27 protein-coding genes and 1 riboswitch are annotated in these 22346 nt (G+C 61.5%); of the genes, 20 read left to right on the forward strand and 7 right to left on the reverse strand.

Annotated elements, in window-relative coordinates; all coding sequences use genetic code 11:
* Nucleotides 1-261: 261 nt before the first annotated feature.
* Nucleotides 262-474, forward strand: a riboswitch (cobalamin riboswitch).
* Between the two features lie 159 nt (nucleotides 475-633).
* Genes SM766_RS02695 through SM766_RS02740 form a run of 10 tightly spaced genes read left to right on the forward strand, consistent with a single transcriptional unit; the run spans nucleotide 634 to nucleotide 8172 of the window.
* Nucleotides 634-2520: a TonB-dependent receptor plug domain-containing protein gene (locus tag SM766_RS02695; RefSeq protein WP_368946834.1), complete on the forward strand. Its 1887-nt coding sequence runs from the start codon at nucleotides 634-636 to the stop codon at nucleotides 2518-2520.
* 3 nt (nucleotides 2521-2523) lie between these two features.
* The gene (locus SM766_RS02700; RefSeq protein ID WP_368946835.1) at nucleotides 2524-3363 is read left to right on the forward strand and encodes an ABC transporter substrate-binding protein; all 840 of its coding nucleotides are present in this window, start codon (nucleotides 2524-2526) and stop codon (nucleotides 3361-3363) included.
* The gene (locus SM766_RS02705) at nucleotides 3360-4343 is read left to right on the forward strand and encodes a FecCD family ABC transporter permease (RefSeq protein ID WP_368946836.1); all 984 of its coding nucleotides are present in this window, start codon (nucleotides 3360-3362) and stop codon (nucleotides 4341-4343) included. The genes SM766_RS02700 and SM766_RS02705 overlap by 4 nt, the downstream gene beginning before the upstream one ends.
* A complete protein-coding gene (locus SM766_RS02710) occupies nucleotides 4340-5095 on the forward strand; it encodes an ABC transporter ATP-binding protein (protein WP_368946837.1) in 756 nt (251 codons plus the stop codon). Before SM766_RS02705 ends, SM766_RS02710 begins: the two co-directional genes overlap by 4 nt.
* On the forward strand, nucleotides 5095-5760 hold the full coding sequence (locus tag SM766_RS02715; protein ID WP_368946838.1) for an adenosylcobinamide amidohydrolase: 666 nt from the start codon (nucleotides 5095-5097) through the stop codon (nucleotides 5758-5760). The genes SM766_RS02710 and SM766_RS02715 overlap by 1 nt, the downstream gene beginning before the upstream one ends.
* Entirely contained in the window at nucleotides 5753-5905 is a 153-nt protein-coding gene (locus tag SM766_RS02720) for a hypothetical protein (RefSeq protein WP_368946839.1), read from the forward strand. Before SM766_RS02715 ends, SM766_RS02720 begins: the two co-directional genes overlap by 8 nt.
* Before the next feature lie 11 nt (nucleotides 5906-5916).
* The gene (locus tag SM766_RS02725; RefSeq protein WP_368946840.1) at nucleotides 5917-6558 is read left to right on the forward strand and encodes a MotA/TolQ/ExbB proton channel family protein; all 642 of its coding nucleotides are present in this window, start codon (nucleotides 5917-5919) and stop codon (nucleotides 6556-6558) included.
* Nucleotides 6555-6935 (forward strand): ExbD/TolR family protein, encoded by a 381-nt coding sequence (locus SM766_RS02730; protein WP_368946841.1) that lies wholly within the window; start codon nucleotides 6555-6557, stop codon nucleotides 6933-6935. Before SM766_RS02725 ends, SM766_RS02730 begins: the two co-directional genes overlap by 4 nt.
* A gap of 5 nt (nucleotides 6936-6940) precedes the next feature.
* Nucleotides 6941-7324, forward strand: coding sequence for a biopolymer transporter ExbD (locus SM766_RS02735; protein WP_368946842.1), 384 nt, complete (start codon nucleotides 6941-6943; stop codon nucleotides 7322-7324).
* Nucleotides 7321-8172: an energy transducer TonB family protein gene (locus tag SM766_RS02740; RefSeq protein WP_368946843.1), complete on the forward strand. Its 852-nt coding sequence runs from the start codon at nucleotides 7321-7323 to the stop codon at nucleotides 8170-8172. The genes SM766_RS02735 and SM766_RS02740 overlap by 4 nt, the downstream gene beginning before the upstream one ends.
* A 126-nt stretch (nucleotides 8173-8298) precedes the next feature.
* Here the strand turns inward: SM766_RS02740 and SM766_RS02745 are convergent, their stop codons facing one another.
* Both SM766_RS02745 and SM766_RS02750 read right to left on the reverse strand, forming a co-directional pair.
* On the reverse strand, nucleotides 8299-8757 hold the full coding sequence (locus tag SM766_RS02745; protein ID WP_368946844.1) for a cyclophilin-like fold protein: 459 nt from the start codon (nucleotides 8755-8757) through the stop codon (nucleotides 8299-8301).
* Nucleotides 8758-8829: 72 nt separating this feature from the next.
* Complete coding sequence (locus SM766_RS02750) at nucleotides 8830-10032, reverse strand: NAD(P)-dependent alcohol dehydrogenase (RefSeq protein ID WP_368946845.1); 1203 nt, start codon at nucleotides 10030-10032, stop codon at nucleotides 8830-8832.
* Nucleotides 10033-10228: 196 nt separating this feature from the next.
* Between SM766_RS02750 and SM766_RS02755 the strand changes: the two genes are divergently transcribed.
* The 8 genes from SM766_RS02755 (at nucleotide 10229) to SM766_RS02790 (ending at nucleotide 15924) form a co-directional block, all read left to right on the forward strand.
* Nucleotides 10229-10684, forward strand: a complete 456-nt coding sequence (locus tag SM766_RS02755) for a (R)-mandelonitrile lyase (protein ID WP_065271030.1) — start codon at nucleotides 10229-10231, stop codon at nucleotides 10682-10684.
* 57 nt (nucleotides 10685-10741) lie between these two features.
* On the forward strand, nucleotides 10742-11671 hold the full coding sequence (locus SM766_RS02760) for a LysR family transcriptional regulator (RefSeq protein ID WP_237028424.1): 930 nt from the start codon (nucleotides 10742-10744) through the stop codon (nucleotides 11669-11671).
* A gap of 129 nt (nucleotides 11672-11800) precedes the next feature.
* Nucleotides 11801-12562 carry a carboxymuconolactone decarboxylase family protein gene (locus SM766_RS02765; protein WP_368946846.1) on the forward strand — a complete coding sequence of 254 codons (762 nt, stop codon included), beginning with the start codon at nucleotides 11801-11803 and terminating at the stop codon, nucleotides 12560-12562.
* A 48-nt stretch (nucleotides 12563-12610) separates the two neighbouring features.
* The gene (locus SM766_RS02770) at nucleotides 12611-13249 is read left to right on the forward strand and encodes an NADPH-dependent F420 reductase (RefSeq protein WP_368946847.1); all 639 of its coding nucleotides are present in this window, start codon (nucleotides 12611-12613) and stop codon (nucleotides 13247-13249) included.
* Between the two features lie 23 nt (nucleotides 13250-13272).
* On the forward strand, nucleotides 13273-13668 hold the full coding sequence (locus SM766_RS02775; RefSeq protein ID WP_065271027.1) for a (R)-mandelonitrile lyase: 396 nt from the start codon (nucleotides 13273-13275) through the stop codon (nucleotides 13666-13668).
* Nucleotides 13669-13945: 277 nt separating this feature from the next.
* The gene (locus tag SM766_RS02780; protein ID WP_368946848.1) at nucleotides 13946-14809 is read left to right on the forward strand and encodes an aldo/keto reductase; all 864 of its coding nucleotides are present in this window, start codon (nucleotides 13946-13948) and stop codon (nucleotides 14807-14809) included.
* 118 nt (nucleotides 14810-14927) lie between these two features.
* Nucleotides 14928-15083, forward strand: coding sequence for a hypothetical protein (locus tag SM766_RS02785; protein WP_368946849.1), 156 nt, complete (start codon nucleotides 14928-14930; stop codon nucleotides 15081-15083).
* Between the two features lie 247 nt (nucleotides 15084-15330).
* Entirely contained in the window at nucleotides 15331-15924 is a 594-nt protein-coding gene (locus SM766_RS02790) for a rhodanese-like domain-containing protein (RefSeq protein ID WP_368946850.1), read from the forward strand.
* 94 nt (nucleotides 15925-16018) lie between these two features.
* Here the strand turns inward: SM766_RS02790 and asnB are convergent, their stop codons facing one another.
* Both asnB and SM766_RS02800 read right to left on the reverse strand, forming a co-directional pair.
* Complete coding sequence (gene asnB / locus SM766_RS02795) at nucleotides 16019-17566, reverse strand: asparagine synthase (glutamine-hydrolyzing) (RefSeq protein WP_368946851.1); 1548 nt, start codon at nucleotides 17564-17566, stop codon at nucleotides 16019-16021.
* A gap of 12 nt (nucleotides 17567-17578) precedes the next feature.
* Nucleotides 17579-17815 carry a hypothetical protein gene (locus SM766_RS02800; protein WP_368946852.1) on the reverse strand — a complete coding sequence of 79 codons (237 nt, stop codon included), beginning with the start codon at nucleotides 17813-17815 and terminating at the stop codon, nucleotides 17579-17581.
* Between the two features lie 6 nt (nucleotides 17816-17821).
* Between SM766_RS02800 and SM766_RS02805 the strand changes: the two genes are divergently transcribed.
* Nucleotides 17822-18721 carry a LysR substrate-binding domain-containing protein gene (locus SM766_RS02805; protein WP_368946853.1) on the forward strand — a complete coding sequence of 300 codons (900 nt, stop codon included), beginning with the start codon at nucleotides 17822-17824 and terminating at the stop codon, nucleotides 18719-18721.
* A 353-nt stretch (nucleotides 18722-19074) separates the two neighbouring features.
* Nucleotides 19075-19689: a DUF2202 domain-containing protein gene (locus tag SM766_RS02810; protein ID WP_368946854.1), complete on the forward strand. Its 615-nt coding sequence runs from the start codon at nucleotides 19075-19077 to the stop codon at nucleotides 19687-19689.
* Nucleotides 19690-19798: 109 nt separating this feature from the next.
* On the opposite strand, the gene SM766_RS02815 is transcribed toward SM766_RS02810, so the two are convergent.
* The 3 genes from SM766_RS02815 to SM766_RS02825 form a co-directional block, all read right to left on the reverse strand.
* Nucleotides 19799-20266: a thioesterase family protein gene (locus SM766_RS02815; RefSeq protein WP_368946855.1), complete on the reverse strand. Its 468-nt coding sequence runs from the start codon at nucleotides 20264-20266 to the stop codon at nucleotides 19799-19801.
* A 15-nt stretch (nucleotides 20267-20281) separates the two neighbouring features.
* The gene (locus SM766_RS02820; protein WP_368946856.1) at nucleotides 20282-21328 is read right to left on the reverse strand and encodes a methyltransferase; all 1047 of its coding nucleotides are present in this window, start codon (nucleotides 21326-21328) and stop codon (nucleotides 20282-20284) included.
* A gap of 295 nt (nucleotides 21329-21623) precedes the next feature.
* Nucleotides 21624-22346, reverse strand: coding sequence for a CpXC domain-containing protein (locus tag SM766_RS02825; RefSeq protein ID WP_368946857.1), 723 nt, complete (start codon nucleotides 22344-22346; stop codon nucleotides 21624-21626).

The raw sequence follows: 22346 nt of genomic DNA on the forward strand, positions 1-22346 counted from the left end.
TGTCCGTGATGCGGGGCAGGGGGGACAGCCACGACCCCAGCCATTGGATTCGGTGGAGATCGGAACGGGGAACCATGCCGTAGCGTGGAATATCGCCTGCGCAAAGGTTGCGGTCGATGCGGCACAGCATTGCGTTTGCAGCATTGAAACCATCACTTAGCAGTTGATTTCAGGCGATTGTTGCTGGTGTGCGCGGTGCATTGTTTGAAAACTCCATCCTTGGCGGCGTCTACTCCTTCTTGACAGAGTAAATCCAGTTTGCCTAAGTCCGGCCATTCTGGTCCGGCTGGGAATACCATCCGGGTAAAAGGGAACATGGTAAGGCGTCGGAACAAGACGTCAAAACCATGACTGCCCCCGCAACTGTGAGCGGAGAGCAATGCTGCGATATGCCACTGCCCCAAGAGGGGGCGGGAAGGCGCGGCAAAGCTGCGACCCGCGAGTCAGGAGACCTGCCAGAAGGATCACCCAGTCCGGGTGCGGGGCGCGCCGAGGACGACGGACTTCCGTAGTGGTGGCAATTGAACCGTCTGTGGAAGCATTGCCTTCCAAAGACCGATGATCTGTACATGTTGCCCGAGATGGGCAGCCACTTTTCCTGCACCGAATGTGCAGGCTGGGAGAACTGAAACGATGCGCAAGGTAAGCTTGTCCCTGGCCGCCACCCTGATGGTCACTACCCCCGCAATTGCAACCGCCCAGGAGGCGGAGATCATCGATCTGGGCGAACTCATCGTCTCCGGTGGTTTTACCCCTGTCGAGGCGCAGAAATACGGTCGCTCGGTTTCGGTCGTGACCAGCGAAGAGATCGAACAGCGCGGCATCACCACGGTTCAGGATGCACTGCGGTCGGTCCCCGGCCTGATGGTCACCGGTGCAGGTGACAGCTTTACCCAGGTCCGCATCCGTGGCGCCGAAGCCAACCACACGCTGATCCTGATCGACGGCATCGAGGCCTCGGGCGGCGACAGCGACTATATCCTGTCTGGCCTTGATACCGCCAATATCGAGCGGATCGAGGTGCTGCGCGGTCCGCAATCGGTGTTCTACGGCTCCAACGCCTCGGCGGGTGTGATCAACATCATCACCAAGAGTGGCGGCATCGGCACCGAATACGGTGGCAGTGCCGAAGTCGGCTCGGACGGCTACCGGGCCTCGGCGCGGGTGTCGTCCCGAACCGAACGCGGCGGCATCTCGCTCAACCTCGCGCATGATAATGACGATGGCTACGATTTCTCCGGCAGCGGCGGCGAAGAGGATGGTATCCGCCGCAACACCGCGCAGGTGAAAGGCGACTACCTTGTGACCGAGCGGCTGAAGCTGGGTTTCAACCTGCGTGCCTCGGAAGAGCGTTTCGACAGCGACAGCACCTCCTTCACCGCGACCGATGCGGCCAGCTATGTGGTGGATGATCCCACGCAGTTCAGCGACCGCGATGAACAGCTGGCTCAGATCTTTGCCGAGCTCGACACGCTGGGCGGACGCCTGAAACATCGCCTGTCTTACGAGCGTACGGATTTTGACCAATCCTACAACGGCGGCGCCCTGACCGAGACAAAGACGGAAGCGGCGAAATACCTGCTGAGCTTTGGCCTTGATGGCCAGACGGTAGATCTGACAGATCACCTGCTGAACGCCATTCTGGAATGGGAAGAGGATTCCAGCCGTTCCAACCCGGCCTTTGCGCGCAAAACCAATTCGATCGCGCTGGAATACCGTGGCAGCTTTGCCAATGGTCTGGATCTGCAACTGGGCGTGCGCCGCGACAACAACAATGCCTTCGAAGATGCCACCAGCTGGAACGCCAGTGCGTCCTATACCTTTGCGGGCAGCGGTGTGCGCCTGCATGGCTCGGCCGGCACCGGTATCGTGAACCCGACCTATTTTGAGCTCTTTGCCAACAGCACCTTTGGTGCCACTACCTATCTGGGCAATCAGAACTTGCAGCCCGAAGAAAACCGCAGCTTTGATCTGGGTGTCGAGGTGCCGTTCCTGCAGGGGCGCGGGCTGGTTGATGTGACCTATTTCGACGAGACGCTGACGGGTGAGATCGAAGCCTATATGGTGAATGCGACCACCTTCTCCTTCCGCAATCAGGCCGGAGACAGCGAGCGCAAAGGTGTCGAACTGGCGGCCAGCCTTGAGGCCACGGAAAACCTCGATCTCCGTCTGTCCTACACCTATCTGGATGCCACCAACCCCAATGGTACGGTCGAGGTGCGCCGCCCCGAACACGAACTGCTGCTGAGCGCCACGCTCGATACTTTCAATGGTCGCGGCTCCATCACTGCGGATGTCCGCCATGTGGCAGGCAACTGGGACAGCCAGTTCTTTGGCACCTATGCCACGGCCGAGCTGCCGGATTACACCACTGTCGATCTCTCTGCCCAGTATGAGCTGAACCCGAATGTGGTCCTGACCGGTCGTGTCACCAATCTGTTCGACGAGGAATACTCGGACGTCTGGGGCTACGCGAAACGCGGCCGCGCTGCCTATGTCGGCGTCCGGGCCTCCTTCTGATCGATGCGCTGGCTGCCCGGCATAGCGCTGGCCTTTTTCATGGCCGCCACCGGTGCCTTTGCCGGGCCGTCGCGCGTCGTCACGATGAATCTCTGCGTGGACCAGATGGCCATGATGCTGGCCGCGCCGGATCAACTGATCTCGATTTCCTTCGTCGCCCGGGATCCGCGGGCCTCGGCCATGGCCGAAGAGGCGCAGGCCTATCCGGTCAATCACGGGCTGGCGGAAGAAATCTACCTGCTGAAGCCGGATCTGGTGCTCGCTGGCGCATCTTCGGCACCTGCAACGATGGATATGCTGCGCCGCCTTGGCGTGCCGGTGGCGGAATTCGGGCCAGCCTTTTCGCTGAAGGATGTCCGAACCCGCATCGTTGAGGTAGGTGAGGCGCTGGGCCGTCAGGAGGCCGCGCGCCGGTTGCTGGCGGATTTTGACCAGCAGCTGGAGTTTCTGCGGGCGGATGCCCCGGACAATCGCCCGCGCGCCGCGCTTTATGCGGCCAACGGATATACTGCAGGCCGCCAGACGCTGGCCGGGCAAATCCTGGAGGCGGCAGGTTTTCGCAATATCGCCGATGAACTGGGCTATGCCCATTCCGGCCAGCTGCCGCTGGAGCTGCTGGTGCTGTCAGAGCCGGATCTGCTGGTCGGCACAACCGCCTATCCGCGCAATTCCCGCAGCGAGGAAATCCTGAAACATCCGCTGGTGCGCATGCTGGCCGGACGCAGCGGCGCCGGGGAAATCCGCAATGCCGACTGGATCTGCCCGACACCGCATGTGTTGCGCGCGGTAGAGACACTGGCGGCAGAGCGCCGCGCCTTCATGGAACGTGAGGCCCGCCAATGACCCGGCTCATGCTGTGCCTCTCGGCGGCGGTGCTGGCACTGTTCCTGATCTCCCTAACGGTGGGGCCTGCAGATGTCGGTGTGGGCGAGAGCCTGGCGGCCCTGTTTGACGATGGCTATGGACCTCTCAGTCTGGTGATGCGTGAAATCCGGCTGCCGCGGGCAATCCTTGCCGCCGTGATCGGCGCCGGGCTGGGGCTGGCGGGCGCGGCGATGCAAGGCTACCTGCGCAACCCGCTGGCCGAGCCGGGGCTGATCGGTGTGTCCTCCTCAGCGGCGCTGGGTGCGGTATTGGCAATCAACACCGGCCTCGCTGCCACCGCCACGCTGGGCCTGCCGCTGTCGGCGCTGGCTGGCGCTCTGGGCGGTGTGTTTCTGGTGATGGCGCTGGCCGGGCAGCATGGGGGATCACTGACGCTGATCCTCGCGGGTATCGCCATTTCGGCAATGGCAGGGGCGCTGACCTCGCTGGTTCTGAACCTCTCGCCCAATCCCTTTGCTGCTAATGAGATCGTCTTCTGGATGATGGGGTCGCTATCGGACCGCTCGATGCAGCATGTCTGGCTGGCGCTGCCCTTTGTTCTGACCGGGATGGTGATCCTGCTGCCGCTGGGGCGCGGGCTGGATGCGCTGACTCTGGGCGAGGATGCAGCCCAGACCATGGGCGTGAACCTGAGGCAGCTGCGCTGGCTTCTGGTCGTCGGCACTGCCAGCATTGCCGGTGGCACCACGGCAGTTGCGGGCGCCATCGGCTTTGTCGGGCTTGTGGTGCCGCATATTCTGCGTCCGTTCGTCGACGGGCAGCCCTCGCGGCTGCTTTGGGCCTCCGCCCTTGGCGGCGCGATCATGTTGCAACTGGCGGATATTGCCGTGCGGCTGATCCTGCCCACCCGCGATCTCAAGCTGGGCGTGGTCACCGCGCTGGTTGGCGCGCCCCTGTTCCTGCACTTGATCTACAAGACGCGGAAGGGGCTGGCATGAGCGTGCTTTCGGTCCGGAACCTTTCTGTAACCCTGCGCGACCGTCCGGTGCTGCGCGATGTGTCCTTTGAGATTGGCAAGGGTGAGTTTGTCGGCCTGCTGGGTCCGAATGGCGCCGGGAAAACCAGCCTGATGCGGGCCGCGCTGGGGCTGATCCCGGCAGCGGGCAGCAGTTCGCTGGCCACAATGAACGCCTCTGAACGGGCCCACACGGTGGCCTGGATGCCGCAATCGCGCGAGATCGCCTGGCCGATTCCGGTCGAGCGTTTGGTCGCTCTTGGCCGTCTACCGCATCTGCCGCAGGGGCGGCGACTGCCAGCCGCCGATCAGGCCTTGGTGGATCAGGCAATCACTCGCATGGGGCTGGACTCGTTCCGCAAGCGCGCCGCCTCGCGCCTGTCAGGCGGCGAGCAGGCCCGCGCATTGATCGCCCGGGCGCTGGCCCAAGATACGCCGCTTTTGATGGCGGATGAGCCCTCTGCCGGGCTGGATCCCTCGCATCAGATCTCAACCATGGAGGTCTTTGCCAGCCTCGCCTCAGAAGGGCGCGCGGCGCTGGTGTCCCTGCACGATCTGGGACTGGCCGCCCGTCACTGCACCCGGCTGATCCTGCTGGCCGACGGCGGTATCATGGCCGATGGCCCGCCCGTCGAGGTGCTGACGCCCGATCTGATGGCGCGCGCCTTTGGCATCTCGGTCTGGCACGAGACCACAGCGCAGGGGCCGATATTCCAGCCGCTGGAGGTGCTGTGATGTGCGCGGTCACCCTGCAGCGCCCATGGATCGAGTTTGATCTCGGCGCCGAGATGCAGGTGCTGAGCTGGGCAGTGAACCAGCCCGGATTTGTCACCGCTCGCCGAATCCTGTGGCGCGAGGTCAGGAACAGCGACCTGCCGCGCGATCTGGATGTCACCGAATGGTTCGCGGACGAATTGGCACAGCGCGGCGGCAGCGACGCGGTCGCTTTCCTGACCTCGCGTGATGTGCGGCACTATTGCGAAGCCTTGGCCACGGTCGAGGGAATTTCGGCCCATGCGGTGGCCACCGTCGGCCTGTCGAACGGTGAACGGATCGGCAGCCGGGTGGATTACTCCCGCCGCGACTGGGGCACCATCAATGTCGCCCTGCGCCTTTCCGAAGGGCTGACGCAGGCCGGGCTGATTGAGGCGCTGAGTATCGTGGTGCAGGCCCGCACCGCAGCCGTGATGGATGCGGGGTTTGAACTGCCGGGCGGCGGTGGAACCGCAACCGGCACCGGCACCGACTGCGTCGCGGTTGCTGCACCTTCCGGGGCAAATCCCTATGCCGGGCTGCACACCGCCACCGGCGAAGCCATCGGAAAAGCCGTCTACAAGGCCGTCCACACTGGCGCGCTGGAGTGGAAGGTATCCAACGCCCGGAGGGCGGTCGATGCCTGAGCGCGTGCAGATGCAGGCAGCGGCGTTGACGCAGGCGGGCCGCGCCTGCACCATCTGGCCGGGTCACGACCGTCCGGCAGACTTCCATTCGGCGCGTTTTGACCGCGGCGCTGAGCAAACCAACCCGGGACTTCCGGGCCACTGACGGAGGCTGCTATGTCCTTTGCCCCTCTTTTCGATTTCATGGCCCGCGGCGGTCCCGCCCTTTGGGTCATCGGCGCGCTGTCGGTTCTGACACTCGCCCTGTTTCTGTGGCGCCTGATCGGGCTGGCACAGGTCGGGGTCTGGCGCAGGCCGCAATCCGAAACATGGCTGGATCAATGGCGGGCCGGGGGGGCGGTGCCTGTCGCGCCGGGGCGCACGCCGCTGGACCGGGTCACCCGGTCGGCGATGATGGCGCTGCTGACGCCCGAGTTCAGTCCCGAAACCGCAGAAAAGGAAACCACCCGCATCGCCAAGGCCGAGCTGGCCGCCCTGCGTCATGGTCTGCGCCCCCTTGAGCTGATCGCCGCAATCGCGCCGCTGGTCGGCCTCTTGGGGACCGTTCTGGGCATGATCGGCGCTTTTCAGGCGCTGCAGGAAAGCGGCAGCGGCGCGGATCCTTCGGTGCTCGCTGGCGGCATCTGGGAGGCGCTTTTGACCACGGCGGCAGGCATGGCCGTGGCGATCCCGGCCTCGGCGCTGGCCTCCTGGATCGAAGGACTGGCCGAGCGTGAACAGGCCCGGATGGAGGATGCCGCCACCCGCGTCTTCACCGCAGCCGCTGCCCGACCGGCACAACGTCAGGCCGCGCAATGACACTGGCCTTCGGAGCACCGCGCCGGAAAAAGCGCATCAGCCTCGCGCCGATGATCGACGTGGTGTTCCTGCTGTTGGTGTTCTTCATGCTGGCCTCGCAATTCGGCCGCGACCGGGTGGTTCCGCTCACTATGGGCGGGGCAGGAGCCGCCTATCAGGGGCCGCCCCGGCTAGTGCTGGTCACAGCGGACGGGCTGCATCTGAACGGAGTTCCGGTCGCAGCTGATGCCTTGGCGGCGCGGCTGATCCCGCTGACGCAGGAGATGTCAGACGCCATCATACTGCAACCGGACAAAACAGCGTCGCTCCAGCAGATGATGGATGCTGCGGTGCTTCTGACTGATGCAGGCTTTACCGGCCTTGTGATCATGGAGTGAGCGGCATGGATTTCTCCAAACCAAAAAAACGCGAGACGGGTGAGCCGATCCTGCCGATGATCAACGTGGTCTTCCTGCTGCTGATCTTCTTCCTCCTGTCCTCGCAAATCGCGCCGCGCGCGCCCTTTGCGGTGGTGCCGCCGAAACTGGAGAGCGGGGATCCCTCGGCGCCCGAGGCCGTGCTGTTCATGGCCGCCGATGGCCGCCTGCATTTCGCGGGCGCGCAGGATGAGGGCGCCATTGCTGCAGTGACGGCGCAGGCCGGGCAGATTGGGGTGCTGACCCTGCGGGCCGATGCCGAGGTTCCGGCGCATGAAGTTGCGGCGCTGATTGCCAGGCTCAGGGCGGCGGGCATCGCATCGGTGACATTGACCGGAACCGGATCATGAGCCGTATCGCGCTCTTTCCGGCATGTCTTGCCTCGGCGGCGCTTTTGCACGCGCTGCCCTTTGTGGCGCTTCCAGATGGCGGTACAGAGGCAGAGGGCAGCGGCGGCACGGGTCAGATCACGCTGGTGGCGGCCTCGGCTGAGCTGACCCAGCAGGTGTCCAAATGGCAGCGCCCGCAGGAGATCACCACTCAGGTGCCTGCCGTAGTGCAGCCCGCTCCAATCGCCAATCCGCAGCCAGTCCCGTCTGCCAGCCCGTCCTCTGTGCCGGACCTTCCAACCTATGCTCCGGCCGTGCTGGCCCCGGCGGCCCAGGCGGAGGCCGTACCCGAAAAGCCCGCATCCCCACCGCCGCCGCCTGCTCCCCCACCGCCTGCGCCTCCGCCGGTTGCTCCGGCACCGCCTGCGCCAGCCCCGCCGCCCGAACAGGCGCCAGCAGCTGAGGCTCCGGCAGAGGCAAAACCGGCAGCGGCTTCGGTGGCCGTGAACCAGCAGGCCGCGGGCAGCGGCCATCGCAGCGCCCGTGGTGACAATGGGGGCGACGAGGCCAGCACCGGAAACCCGGCCCGGGATGCCAAGCTGAAACGCCGCTGGGGCGCGGCCATCCTGTCTAGGATTGAACGCCAGATGCGGCGCCCGCGTGGCGGCGATCAGGGCAAAGCCCGCGTGCGCCTGAAAGTTTCGACCCAAGGACGGCTGATCGGGGCCTCTGTCGTGCGCAGCTCCGGCAGTTCGACGCTGGACCATGCCGCACTGCAGGCGGCGCAAAAAACACGGTACCCACGTGCGCCCAAGGCGCTGGCGCCGGGTACCTATACCTTCGATTTCTCACCCCGTTTCACTAGGTGACGCTTGCAGTTCAGCGTCCTCGGGACAGGAACAAGGAGTACAGTAAATGCCGCGCAGGACATGCTGGTCGGGAGGCATTTCTGTGCCACTGGATGACCGCTGGACACCTGCTGACCGGCAATCGTGTCAGTCGGCGATTTCTATGCTGACTGTGTAGGGGGCGGAACGCACCAAAGGTGCGATATCGCCATCGAACGCCCCGAGACGCACCAAGCCGCGGGAGTTCTGGAACGGTTTGTAGAAGATCGCCAGATTGCCCCAAGGCGCATATAACGTGATGTCGCCGGTTTCGGGCTTGTAGCTTGCCGGTGCGCCTGTTGTGTCAAGTTTGCGGGGCAGGTCGGAAATTTTTTCAATTCCGTGGTAATCCGTAAGGGTCAGCTCAAGCGGCAGCATCGCCGCAAAATCCCGTCCGGCAGCAGTATCGTCCAGCGTTGCTGAGAGGCGGTCTTCGCCAAATATGAACTCGATTTTGGTCATGGTGCTTTCTTTCTGTGTCGCTGTACCAGATGTTTCTGCCACGACGGGAGCGGACAGCGCGAGCGCACTCATCAGTGCCAAAGCCGGAGTTTTGAGCCAGTTCACGTTCATTGTCCTCCTCAGATTTCCTGAAATGCGACCAAGGCGTAATTGAGTGTCCCGCCTTGGCCATGATGATCAGGCCTTGGTCATGTCGATGACATAGCGATAGCGGGCCTGTTTTCTGACGACCTTTTCACAAGCCGCGCCGATCTGATCCGGAGTGATCATTTCATAGGTCGCTGCGATGCCGTGATGGGCGGCAAAATCAATGACCCGCTGCGTTTCGGCGATGCCACCGGTCATCGAACCTGCCAGGCTTTGACGGCCGAACCCCATCATCATGCCATGCGCCCCTTCGATGGGGAACAGCGCGCCAACATTGACCAGGGTCTTGTCGAGCTTGAGCATATTGAGGAATGGTTGCATCGGGTAGGCCACCGGCACCGTGGAGAGCATAAGATCAAAACTGCCCATCTGGCGGTGCATGGCGTCTTCATCGGACCAGAGGTAAGCCTCGGACGCACCAAAGGATTTCGCGTCCTCCAGCTTGTCCTTGGATGTGGTGAAGACGACAACCTCGGCACCTTTTGCAGCGGCGAGCTTTACCGCAAGGTGGCCAAGACCACCCATGCCGATCACGCCATAGCGCTGCCCGGGCTGCAAATCCCAGTGGTTGAGCGGCGAGAAAGTCGTGATACCTGCGCACAGCAGAGGCGCAAAACCCGCGAGATCCACCCCCGGCGGAATGCGAAGCGCAAAGTCCTCTTTCACGACGATCTTCTTCGAGTAACCACCATATGTGACCCCGCCCGAGATCTTGTCTGGGGAGTTGTAGGTGAAGGTGGTGCCATTCAGGCAATTTTGTTCCCGATCAGCGAGACAGTTCGCACATTCGCCGCAGCTGTCGACCATGGTGCCTACACCTGCGATGTCGCCTTCGCGGAACTTGGTCACCTCGGCGCCGACGCCGGTGACGCGGCCCACCATTTCATGGCCAGGGACCAGCGGAAAGGTCGGCATCCCCCAGTCGCCTTTGTAGGTGTGGATGTCCGAGTGGCAGATCGAGCTGTACAGGATTTCGACCACCACATCCTTTGGACCGGCTGCACGGCGAGGGATGGTGTGCGGTGCAAAGGATCCGCTGGTGTCGAAGGCGGCCCAGCTTTGTACATTGCTGGCGCCAAGCGGGCTTGCGGCCTCCTGCGCCTTGGCCTCGCTGGACAGGGCCGCAGCGGCGAGCGGGGCGGTTGCCATGGCCGCGGTGCCACCAAGGAAGGACCGGCGGCTTTCGCCCTCGCGGGTCAGGATTTCGGCCTTTTGGTTGCAGGCTTCACACATGGGGATCTCCTTGGACGGTTGGCTACGAGGTACAGGACCAAGATACTCCATTCTCCGCCTTGGATAATCCCGGCCTGCTGCACGGCATTCATGAGAAGCCATCATGAATGCTGTGCAGAACAGGCCCATGATCCGGCTGGCGGAGCTCTCTACCTTTTGTCCTATCCAACGCGATCAACCAAAAAGGACAAATGCCATGAAACTCATGCTCACGGCCCCCGCGCTCATGCTCGCCGCCTCAACCGCCTTTGCCCAATCCGTGGAGATCAGCCGGCACGAAGACCGGCCCGGCCAAATTGGAAGCGGCACGGTCTTTACCGGTACGGCCTATATCTCCCCTGTATTCGGCCCCCAGATGAATAATGTCAGCGCTGGCGAGGTGACGTTTCTTCCCGGCGCCCGCTCTGCTTGGCATACGCATCCGGCAGGGCAGATGCTGGTCGTTACCCATGGCACCGGCTGGACCCAGGAGCGCGGTCAGGACAAGCAGGTCATCAAGGCCGGTGATGTGGTCTGGTGCCCGCCCGGTGTTGAACACTGGCACGGCGCGAGCGACAGCACATCGGTGACACATTACGCCATTCAGGCGGTGGTCGAGGGCTCGGCCGTCAGTTGGGGCGACCAGGTCACGGAGCAGGAATACCTGGACTAAAGCGCAACTTAATCATCGATTTCATGAAGGCCGGACATAGATTGTGGAAGAACGACCATGAGCAACAACACACAAATCCCGGCCCCTTTCATGATACGCGAGAACATCAACGACCTGATTGCCTTTGCTGCTGTTGCGGAAGAGCGCAGTTTCACGCGGGCTGCGGCACGGCTGAACGTGTCGCAATCCGCGCTGAGCCATACAATCAAGGGGCTGGAGCAGCGGCTGGGCTTGCGCCTTCTGACCCGCACCACACGCAGCGTTGCCCCGACCATCGAGGGAGAGGACCTGCTTGCCACGCTCAATCCCTGTTTCGAGAAGATCGAAAACCGGCTGCAGGCGCTGAATGACGCGCAGGATCAGCCAACGGGGACAGTGCGGATCGTGGCAGTGGAATACGCCATCGAAAGCATCCTGTGGCCCAAGCTGTCGCCGGTGCTCAAGAAGTATCCTTCGGTGAATATCGAGTTTGTCATGGACTACGGCTATACCGATCTGGCGGCTTCACAATGCGATGCAGGGGTGCGCTATGGTGATCAGGTCAGCGAGGGGATGATCGCCATGCGGATCGGCCCGGATGAGCGGATGGTCTGTGTCGGTGCCCCTGAGTATTTCAAGGAAATGGGCACACCGCAGGTGCCACAGGACCTGTCCGATCACCGCTGTATCAACCTGCGTCTTTCCACCCACGGCGCGCTTTATGCCTGGGAGTTTGAGGACAAGGACGGCAACGAGATCAACGTCAAAGTCAAAGGTCAGGCCTGTTTCAACACGGTCAATCCAGTGATGCAGGCGGCCACGGATGGGCATGGTCTTGCCCTCATCCCGGAACGCCTTGCCCAGTCGCGTCTCGACAGTGGCGCGCTGCAGATGTGCCTTGGTGATTATTCTCCCTATTTTTCGGGCTTCCACCTTTATTACCCCAGCCGCCAACGCCCGTCCTCGGCGTTCAGCGTGGTGCTGGAGGCTCTGCGTGAACGCGGCTGAGACCAAAGGAAGGGTATGAGGCTAGGCATTCATGAAATGGCATCATGAGTGGGGTGATCAGGACGGGCATTAAGCTTTCGGAAAAAGGGGCCACATCATCAGGCAGAAGCAACCCAACAGGAGATCCCGATGAAGACCTCTATTGCCGCCTCTGCCTTTGCGCTGATGACCAGCCCGGCCTTTGCCCTGGATGTGAAAACCACGCTGCCCGATGCAGTGGGGCAAGTCTCCCCGGCGCTGGAAGCCTATGCCACGGATACGATCTTCGGCTCGGAATGGACCAATGAGGCGCTGTCGATGCGTGACCGTGCACTGCTGACATTCGCGGCGCTTGTGACACGTCATGAAACGGAAAATCTTGGCAGCTATGTCGCGCTGGCACTGGACGCGGGCGTGACCCCGGCAGAGCTGTCCGAGACGATCACCCACCTGGCCTTCTACACTGGTTTTGGCAATGCAACCGCAGCGTCCGAGGCCGCTGCGCCTGTGTTTGCCGCTCGCGGCGTGTCGATCGATGCCTTGCCGCCCGTGTCCCCGGATCTGTTGCCGCTCAATAAAGAGGCCGAAGCCGCCCGTGAAAAGCTTGTCAGTGGCCTTTATAGCGACGTCAGTATCGGTGTTGTCGACAACACCCGCGAGGTGCTGTTTCTGGACCTCTGGCTGCGCCCGGATCTTGCCCCCCGCGACCGCAGCCTTGTGACCGTCGCCGCCTTGATCGCCGCAGGTCAGCCCGAGCAGATGACCTTTCACCTGAACCGCGCCATGGACAATGGTCTCTCGCAGGAGGAAGCTGGGGCCATGCTGTCGCACCTTGCCTTCTACGCGGGCTGGCCAAAGGTATTCTCGGCCATGCCCATTGCCAAAGAGGTGTTTGAAAATCGCGGGCAATAAGACCGCATGAAGGTTTGGGAAAGGCAGCAAAGTCAGAAGGAGAGATGCATGAAGATCGGAATTCTCGGCTCCGGCCTTATGGGCGCCAAGCTTGGCTCACTCTGGGCAGCCTGTGGTCACGACGTGTGTTTCTCCTATTCCCGCAGCACTGCCAAGCTCGCGCGTCTCGCAGGCGATTGCGGCGGAACATCGGGCACGGTTGCCGACGCGGTCGCAGGAGCGGATGTGCTGCTTATTGCGGTGCATTGGTCACGCATCGACGATGTCCTGCAGCAGGCCGGAGATCTGGCGGGAAAGGTCGTGCTCAATTGCTGCGTGCCGCTGAATGACAGCAACACAGAGCTGGTGGTGGGCACAACGTCCTCGGGCGCCGAAGAGCTGGCCAAGGCCCGGCCCAAAGCCCGCTGGGTGTCGTGTTTCAACACCATCCCGTCCGAGAGTTTCCGGCCTGTGTTTGACCGAAAGGGACAAACGCCCGCGCCGCAGGTCTTTACCTATGGTGATGATGCGGAGGCAAAAGAGATCGCAGGAACGCTGATCCGGGACATCGGGTTTGAACCGCTTGAAACCGGGGGGCTGCGCAATGGGCGTTTTGTCGAACCCTTTGCCATGGCGACGGTCGAGCTGGCCTATGTGCAGCCCGGCGGTCCGGCGCTGACCTATCGATTTGAAAAACTGCGCGGCTGACCGCGCATGAAAGGAGATCAACCATGAAAATCATCCGTTCCGGCAGCGCGCCGTCCAGACCGGGCCCCGAAGACTGGTTCACCGGCTCGGTCCGGATCGACCCGGTGTTTCAGGCCGAAGACCCCGGGCGGGTCAGCGGTGCCCATGTGACATTCGAACCCGGCGCCCGCACCGCGTGGCACACTCATCCGGCAGGGCAAACCATCATCATCACATTTGGCCGCGGACGTGTGCAGCGCGAAGGCGGCCCCGTCGAAGAGGTTAGCGCAGGCGATGTAGTCTGGTTCCCGGCTGGTGAAAAACACTGGCACGGCGCATCGCCTGACACCGCCATGAGCCACCACGCCATCCAGGAAAGCATCGATGGTGTCGCCGTTGACTGGATGGAGAAGGTCAGCGACGAAGACTACAACGGCTGATCTTTGGGGCGAGCAGGCGGGTTAGACCTGCTCGCTGCCCAAGGGTCTTGCATCGGTGATAGTTGCCGCGGGCATCAAGGACGCATGGCACAGTGCGCGCCGCCTTGGCGTTCCGCCATTAATGATCTGAACTCATCAGTGGGTTCAATTCTGCATGGATTATCGCAGGAGCCTGCCTGCCATAAGTTCCACCCCATCAGATACGCATTGGAACTTCTGCCGCTCGATCGACGGCAGGGGAGCCATTGGCGATACACTATGACAAAGGAAAACCCCAATGATCCTTCAAGAAACTTACACTCTTTCCAATGGCGTCGAGATTCCGAAACTTGGTCTTGGCACCTGGATGATCGACGACGCGGTAGTTGCGGATGCGGTCAAGGCGGCTGTGAACCTTGGCTATCGCCACATCGACACCGCGCAGGCCTATGCCAACGAACGCGGTGTTGGCGAAGGAGTCCGTGACTGCGGCGTGGACCGCGACGAGATTTTCGTGACCACCAAGCTGGACGCCGGCATCAAGACCTATGACGAGGCCAAGGCAGCCATCGACGGCTCTCTTGCCACGATGGGGTTGGACTATATCGATCTGATGATCATCCACAGCCCGCAGCCGTGGGAAAATTTTGCAGGCGACGACCGGTACTTCGAAGGCAATCTTGCGGCGTGGAAAGCGCTGGAAGAGGCGCTTGAAGCGGGCAAACTGCGCGCCATCGGTGTGTCCAATTTCCAGAAGGAAGACCTCGACAACCTGATCGAGAACGCCACCGTCAAACCGATGCTGAACCAGATCCTGGCCCATATCAGCAACACGCCCTTTGACCTGATCGACTATACCAAGAGCAAAGGGATCCTTGTCGAGGCCTATTCGCCTGTCGGTCATGGTGAGCTGTTCAAGAATACCGAGGTCGGCGCAATGGCCGAGAAATACGGCGTCAGCATCCCGCAGCTTGGCATTCGCTATTGTCTGCAGCTGGGCCTGCTGCCTTTGCCGAAGACCGGAAACCCGGATCACATGGCCAACAACTCGGCGGTGGATTTCGAAATTTCCGACACAGATATGGATGCACTGAAGTCCATCGAGAAGATCAAGGACTACGGCGAACATAGTTTCTTCCCGGTCTACGGCGGCAAGATGTAAGCGGCGCCTTCGGGATCGGCCGCTACTGAAACAACCGGTGGGGCCCGTGGTCCCGCCGGTCTATTTGTCGGTTCTGCTTGGCGTGCCCACGACAGTTAGGGCGCGAGAATACGGGCACATGGTGGGCTGGGACCATAGTCACGGGGTCGGAATGATCTTTGGCCCCGTGCTTTGGATGATCGACCTGGGTCTGGTGGTCGCCGGGCTGATCTGGCTGGTGCGCGAGGGCGACGGGACGTCATCGCAGCGCAAAGCGTCCGGCGCGCAGTCCTAACTCGATATGCGATTTGCCCGTGGCGAAATCGATTCATAAGAATACGCCGCGCGCAAAAGTTATTGATTTCATAAGCTTGCGGGCCGCTTGGGGGAGCTTCCATATAGCCGCTGCAAGGATCATAGCCGTTGCAAGGATCGTCGGGCATAGGCAGTGAGAGAGATCTGAGCGCATCAAAAATGCCTCGACTGTTTGTTATTCGAATTTTAGAATGTGATGAGCACACGAGATGAGGGAGGATTCAGACATGCGTGGAATGCTATTGGGCCTTTGTATGACCGCCATCGCGGCGCCTGCACTGGCGGATAAGGTCGGCATCACCAAGGACATGATGAGCGTGACCGTGACAACGCCTGGCGGCGCTGTTGAGATCAAGCGCAATCAGGATCCCGAAGCGCGTCTGGGTGAACCTTGGACAAAGACCTCGCGCCCCTGTCCCAATTTCTGCATCCAGCCGATGACACCGGCACCCGGGGTGACGACCATTGGCGAGCTAGAGGTGCTGGAGTTCCTGAAATCCGGGGAGGCCCTGCTGGTTGATGGGCGCGTTCGCCCGCAATATGAGCAAGGCACAATTCCGGGCGCCATATCGGTGCCCTATACCGAGGCGGCCGACCGGCTGGGGGAATTCGGCTGCGAGGTCGATTTCGATGGCTGGATCTGCGAGGGCGAGGTGCCGTCGGTGGTCCTGTTCTGCAACGGGCCATGGTGCGGTCAGTCCCCGACGGCCGCGCGCCGCATGATCGAGGCGGGCTTCCCGGCCGAGAAGATCTACTACTATCGAGGTGGCATGCAGAGTTGGAACATGCTGGGCCTGACCGTGGTGCCGGGCGGCTCCTGAGGCGGCCCAGACCGATATGCTATGGCGGGCGCCTTGCGGCGGATGATGCTGCAAGGCGCGCATAATCGGGGCCGGAAACCGGGCAGGCGGTGCCTCAGGCGACCACCCGGTCTGCCTCCCAGGACCCGGCGGCCTCCAGGATCCGCTCGGGGTTGCGATAGGCATCGCGCAGCAGCCGTTCATACAGGGCGCCTTCTGACTGCCGCGTGACGGGACCGCCGATCAGCGCTGCAAGGGCCTCTTCCAGCGCATCGACCGTGCCGGAGCCTTCGTCGAACTGCGCCTTCTTGCGCCAGACCAGATCCGGGGGCAGCAGGTCGTCGCAGGCCTTGCGCAGGATCCATTTTTCCGTTGTAGCGCCGGTTGCATCCGGGGCATCGGGGTCGGTGCGGCGCATCTTCAGGTCGGCGGGGATGGCCTGGGCAAAATCGATCAGCTCCCGGTCGAGGAACGGCGTGCGGGCCTCAAGGCTTTCGGACATGGTGACACGATCAACACGTTGCAGATTGATGTTGTGCATGGTGCCAAGGGAGCGGGTCAGCTCATCCGCCAGCGCCCGGGGATCGTCGACATACTCGTGGTGGTAGGTATAGCCGGCGAACAATTCGTCGGCGCCTTCACCGGTCAGCACCGCCTTCACTTTGGCGCGTGCCAGCCGCGCAGCGAACAGGGTGGGCAGCGCTGAGCGCACCAGATCCACATCAGCGGATTCCAGATGATAAAGGACATGCGGCAAGGCCTCTGCCACGTCCTGCGCGGTAAAGACGGTCTCGTAGTGGTCTGATCCGATATGTTCGGCCACAGCACGCGCGGCAACCAGATCGGGGCTGCCCTTGGTGCCGACAGCAAAGGTTTTGAGCGGACCCAGCCCCTGTGCCTTGCGCGCCTTCTGGGCAAGCGCCGCGATGATCGAACTGTCCAACCCGCCGGAGAGGAAGCTGCCGACCTCCACATCCGCGACCATCCATTTGGCAACGGCTCCCTCCAGTACCAGACGCAGTTCCTGCGCGGTGGCGTCGATATCGAGATCCGGGCCCGCTGCGGCAGCGCCCTGAGGCGTGCGGTACCATTGCCGCCAGCCGGTGCGGCTGTCGAACAGATGTCCGGGCGGGACCGCTTCGACCTGCTCGACCGGGACGCCGTCAAAGGCTTTCAGCTCGGAAGCGAAGACCAGCCCATTGCCCAGCCGCGCCATGTATAGCGGTTTGATCCCCAGTGGATCGCGCGCGGCAATGATGCGGTCTTTGGTAATCAGAACAAAGGCGAACATGCCATCCAGCTGGGTGACCCAGCGGGAGCGCCCGGAGCGGAACAGGTGCAGGATCGTTTCACTGTCAGAAGCCGTCTCAAACGCCGCATCGCCTAAGATAGCCCGCAAATCGGCGTGGTTGTAGATCTCGCCATTGGCAACCAGCATGTCACCTGTCTGGTGGATGGGCTGGGCGCCGTCCTCGGGGCCGATGATAGACAACCGGCAATGGGCCATGGTGAAGGCGGTCTCAGTTGCAAGGGGCTCGATGGTGGGGGTATCTGCATGCCGGAGGACATGCACCTCGTCGGGGCCGCGATGGGCGATTTTCGCGATCATCTCCTCGGCCAGCCCGGCATCGCTGATATTCCAGAAACAAACAAATCCACACATGGTTCTTGGTCCTCAATCGGTTCCATAGCGGTCGCCATAAGGGCGGGGCCGCTTTGTGCGCGCGCCGGGCCGTCCTTGCCATGACAGGCCGCGCTGCGCTGTCTTGGCGGCGGCGGAGCAAGGGGGCTGCTGATCGGCTTTGGCCGATGGACGGGCGCCTTTAAAGTTTTGCGGCACCATGGCTATCAAAATCTTGTGGTTGATAATAATGAAACATTCTAGCACTATGGGTGAGAAAAATTTGACCATAGTGCCATGCCTCGACGTCTTCCTGTTCTCAATGCCCTCAGATCCTTCGAAGCTGCCGCGCGGCATGAAAGCTTCAAGGAGGCGGCGGCTGAGTTGAACGTGACCAACGCGGCCATCAGCCATCAGGTCAAATCGCTTGAAGAAGCCTTTGGGATGAGCCTGTTCCGGCGTCGTGGGCGTGCGGTTCAACCGACCGACGCGGCAAAACGTTTTGCAGACCGGATCGGCAAGGCCTTCGACACGATTGAGGCCGCTGCGATTGAACTGCAGGGCAACCCGATGAGCGGGACATTGCGGGTGGCGGTCACGCCCTTTTACGGCAATCGCATCGTATTGCCGCGCCTGTCGCGGTTTCATGCCATGTATCCGGAGATCACGGTCGAACCGGAGATGAGCGCCACGGATACCGATTTTCGCAAATCGGATCTTGATGGTGGCATGCGCTACGGCACCGGGGAGTGGCCCGGGCTGACCGCAGTCGAACTGCACCGTGATGAACTGGTGCCGGTGGCGGCGCCCTCGGTTGTCTCGGGGCGGCGTCTGCCACTGTCCGCCGATGAGATTGCCAAGCTGACCCTGGCCTATATCGACGGCCGCAAGGACGATTGGCAGGCCTGGCTGAACCTTTTGGGTTATGCGGGGTCGCCACCACAGGACATGGTCGCCTACGACAGCCGCGCGCGGGTCGTGGACCTTGCCTTTGCCGGGCATGGTGCTGCGCTGGCCGATGTCAGCCTGACCGCTGCCGACGTGGCTGCTGGGCATCTTGTGCGCCTCAATGAGGCCCGCCTGACCACCGGACGGGGGATGTGGCTGGTCTATCCGGATACGGATTTTCCCGATCCGCGGCTCATTGCCTTTGGCGAATGGTTCAAATCCGAGGTCGCAAAGATCCCGATCGCCTAGGTGCTCGACGTGAGTGGGCCTCTCAGCAGTGAGGCTTTGCTCCGATCTCTCCAATGCGATCTTGAAATGTGCTCTAAGCATTCTAATGGCTGTTGTCAGAACGCATGCGCTGGCATGTCTGGCAGCATGCAGAGGTTGCCAATCGGCTTCCAAGGCTTGCGGCACGACGTCACGAGTGCAGTCGTTGCAGCGGGCACACGGCAAAATTTCGCTGCCAAATCAGCGGCGCAACGCCGGTCTGCTGGCAGGCCAGTTTCAATTCACGAGCCAATTTACATATACATTTTTCCGAATGTAATGGGCGCGCCGGGCCTCGTTCACCTTGAGATCAGCAACCGGCACAGGAGAAAGACATGAGCATGAACAGTGTTTCCTACCGCGAGTACACAGTGAGTTTCGAAGGCGCCGACCGTGTTAAACTGTCGGCCGAAACCGGCCTTGATACAGGTATTGGCGGTGGCAAATGGCACCGCAACGAAGCTGAGACACAGCAGGTTGAAACGGTATCAACCGATGATGCCTCTGTTGCTGTGACGCTGAGCGCTGAGGCCATCGCAGAGCTGAAGTTCATGATCGAAGAGGAAAAGCTTGCGGGCGATCTCTACGAGGCCTTTTACGATGTTTATGGAGAGGAGATCTTCGCCAATATCGAGGAGTCCGAAGACCAGCACTTTGACGCGCTTGTCGACTATGCAGAGAAGATCGGCGTCGATGTCGATTCCTTCGTTTTCGACACCGCTGGCGAATTCTCCAATCCCGAGTTGCAGGAGATGTACGACACGCTTCTGGAGCAGGGGCTGACCTCGCTAGAAGACGCGCTGGAGGTCGGTGTGGCGATCGAGGAGAAAGACATCGTCGATATCGCGGCTGCGGCCGAGGCCGTGCCGGACACTGCTCTGGCGGACATCTATGAAAACCTGTTGCAGGGCTCATATGCGCACCTTGATGCCTTTGAGGCTGTACTGTGACCGAAATCGCCTCCGGTTTCGGTCACAGATTGGCTTGGCCTCGCAATCGCGAGGCCAAGTGCAGCCACGGACCTTGCAGGTAAAGGCAGACCAGCTGGTCGGGGTGGCGTCAACCGGGAGTAGTTCCGCGCAATTGGCGCACAGCCCGCCCGGCCCATTCCGGGGGCGGGGACAGGACGGCATCCAAAAGGCTATTATAAACTGCCTCGGGGAAAGCTGTCGCCCGTTGTTGTCGCGTATCGTAGTGCAGCAGCATGCATTCAAAGGTCGCGCATTCCTGATCAGCCGACCACATTGTGTGCCCGATCTGCAAACGTTTGCTGTCCACGCCCAGGATCGCCGCTTCGATTGACAAGGTTGCCGGAGCGCGCACTTCCCCCACGTACCGCAGGTGCGTCTCAAGCGTATATAGCGCGCAGCCCGTTTCCTCGAAATATGCGGTGCCGATCCCGAAACGGTCCTGCAGTTTCCAGGTCGCATTGCTGAACGGGACCAGATAGTAGGCTTCGTTCAGGTGGCCATAGGCATCCAGCCACTCCTGCTGAAGCGGCTCTTCGTGTACGCGAAATGTCGACATCTCCGCTCCCCCGGCTCAGGCAGGTTTGGAAAAGACGACCAGTTTGGTCATCGCCGGGATTAGGTTGTCGACGGTCTCGACCTCGAAACCGATCGTTTTGCCCATTTCCGTCAGCCAGCCCACCGACAGCGAACGGGCGTCTGGGGTAAAGGCCATGTGCTGCAACTGCCAGAGTGCGGCCAGCGCGGGTCCGCGGCGGTTCTCTTCCACCATGAAGTCATGCACCATCAGCTTGCCACCGGGAGCGAGCGCCTCAAAGCCTTTCGTCAGCAGGCCTTCGACGTCGTCGCCGGGAACGCCGCTCATCAGATAGGACATCAGGATGGCGTCCTGGTTGCCTGGCCACTGGATTTCGATGGCGTTGCCTGGAATATAGCGCACCCGGTCGATCAGACCGGCCTCGGAGACAAAGCCCCAACCGATTTCTGCCACGTTGGGGAAGTCGATGATGGTGGCCTCAAGGTTCTCATATTCGTTGCACAGGCTGATGGTCATCGCGCCGGTGCCGCCGCCCACGTCCAAGAGGGTCTTGGCATGGGACAGGTCCACAGTGCGGGCCAGTGTGCGCCCCGGGCCAAGCGAGCCGGCGTGCTGGCTTTCGGAATAGACCGAAGCCTGTTCTTCATCCGCCATCCAGTGCCGGTAAGAAGCGATTGCATCCTCGGAGAGTTCGCCTTTCATCACCGCATTCAACTGCAGCAGGAAAGGGTACATCTGTTGGTCGATCTGATAGCGAAGATAATCGCCGAAATCGTATTTCGATGTTTTCGAAAGGAAATTCTGCGCGGCGGGGGAATTCTTGATCTTGTCATCGTCCGTGTTGCTCAGCAGCCCGACGCTGGCCAGCGCGGTTGTCAGCGTGACGATGCGGTTGAGCGGCACATCTGCGGCCTTTGACAGTTCTTTGGCCGTCTTGGGGCCGTCCGCGAGCAGTGAAAAGATACCGACATGCAGACCGGTGAACAGCGCCTTTGATGCCATGAAACTGAAAGCGATGGACGACAGATCCTCCGCGCTTTCGATTGCATTGTTGTCGAGTGTCGCCGGGGTCAGATCCTGCATGAAGCCCACTTACCTTTCTGTCATTTCGGATGTGTCTGGGAGCATACACAGCCGTAGCTGCCACGCAACAGTAGTGCCGGGAACATGTTGCAAGTTGTCGGTTTTGAGCCAAACTTTGATGCATTCTACGGTGGAAACCACTTTCTATGGCCTGCGTTTCCACTCGCAAAGGGCAGGGCACGGATGGGTTTAACCGCACCTAGTGGCAGGGCAGATCGCCTGATGTCTGCCCGACAAGAGGAACGTTTTTGCCCCTCCGCCGCCGCGGTTTGCGCTGAGTGTCGGCTGCGCGGTGTTAGCCTGCCTGGCGTTCATCGCCCGTATGGCGGCCTTCACCCATGTAGAGTTTCTGCATATCGACGAAGGGGCAGGTTTCCAGTCGACCGCGGATCGCGGCCCATCCCTCAGGGTTGTCGTGGATCACCACATACAGCTCTGATGGCACGTTCAGGTATTCAATGTATTTTTCCGATGCGGTTTCCAGCCAGGCAAAGACATAGCTGCCGGTCTCTTCGTCCACATCGACAAGCCGCAGCTCAATGCCTTCAGCCAAGGGGGCGGTTTCGACGCTGCGCAGGATATGCAGCTTCATCATCTCGACGATCACATCGTCCAGCTCCAGTTGCCGCAGCAGCAATTTTTCCCGCACCGCTGGCCAGCCAAAGGTCAGTCGCACGGTCAGCCCTTTGCCGACCTCCTGTGCGGCAGCGGGAGCCTGCGACCCATAGCTGGTGGAAAACAGATCATTGGCCTCATCCTCCAGTTCCAGATGATCGCGCAACCGGTTGGCGGGCATCGCAGCGATCCATTGCCCGCGCCCGGCGTCGAGGTAATTGAACTGCGGTTGCAGGCGAAAACTCTCGCCGCAGGCGGGGCAGGCCGCGTCCTGAAACCGGTCCTCCAGGATGTCGTCCCGTAGGTCGGGACGACGGTCGGCGTTGACACTGCCGACGGCGGACATGGACATGGGCGCCTCGCATTGCGGGCAGAGCAGATTGACGGGATGAAACAGGGACAT

Origin of the sequence: Pseudophaeobacter sp. A-200-2 (genome assembly GCF_041008815.1) — a bacterium.
GTDB lineage: Bacteria > Pseudomonadota > Alphaproteobacteria > Rhodobacterales > Rhodobacteraceae > Phycobacter > Phycobacter gallaeciensis_A.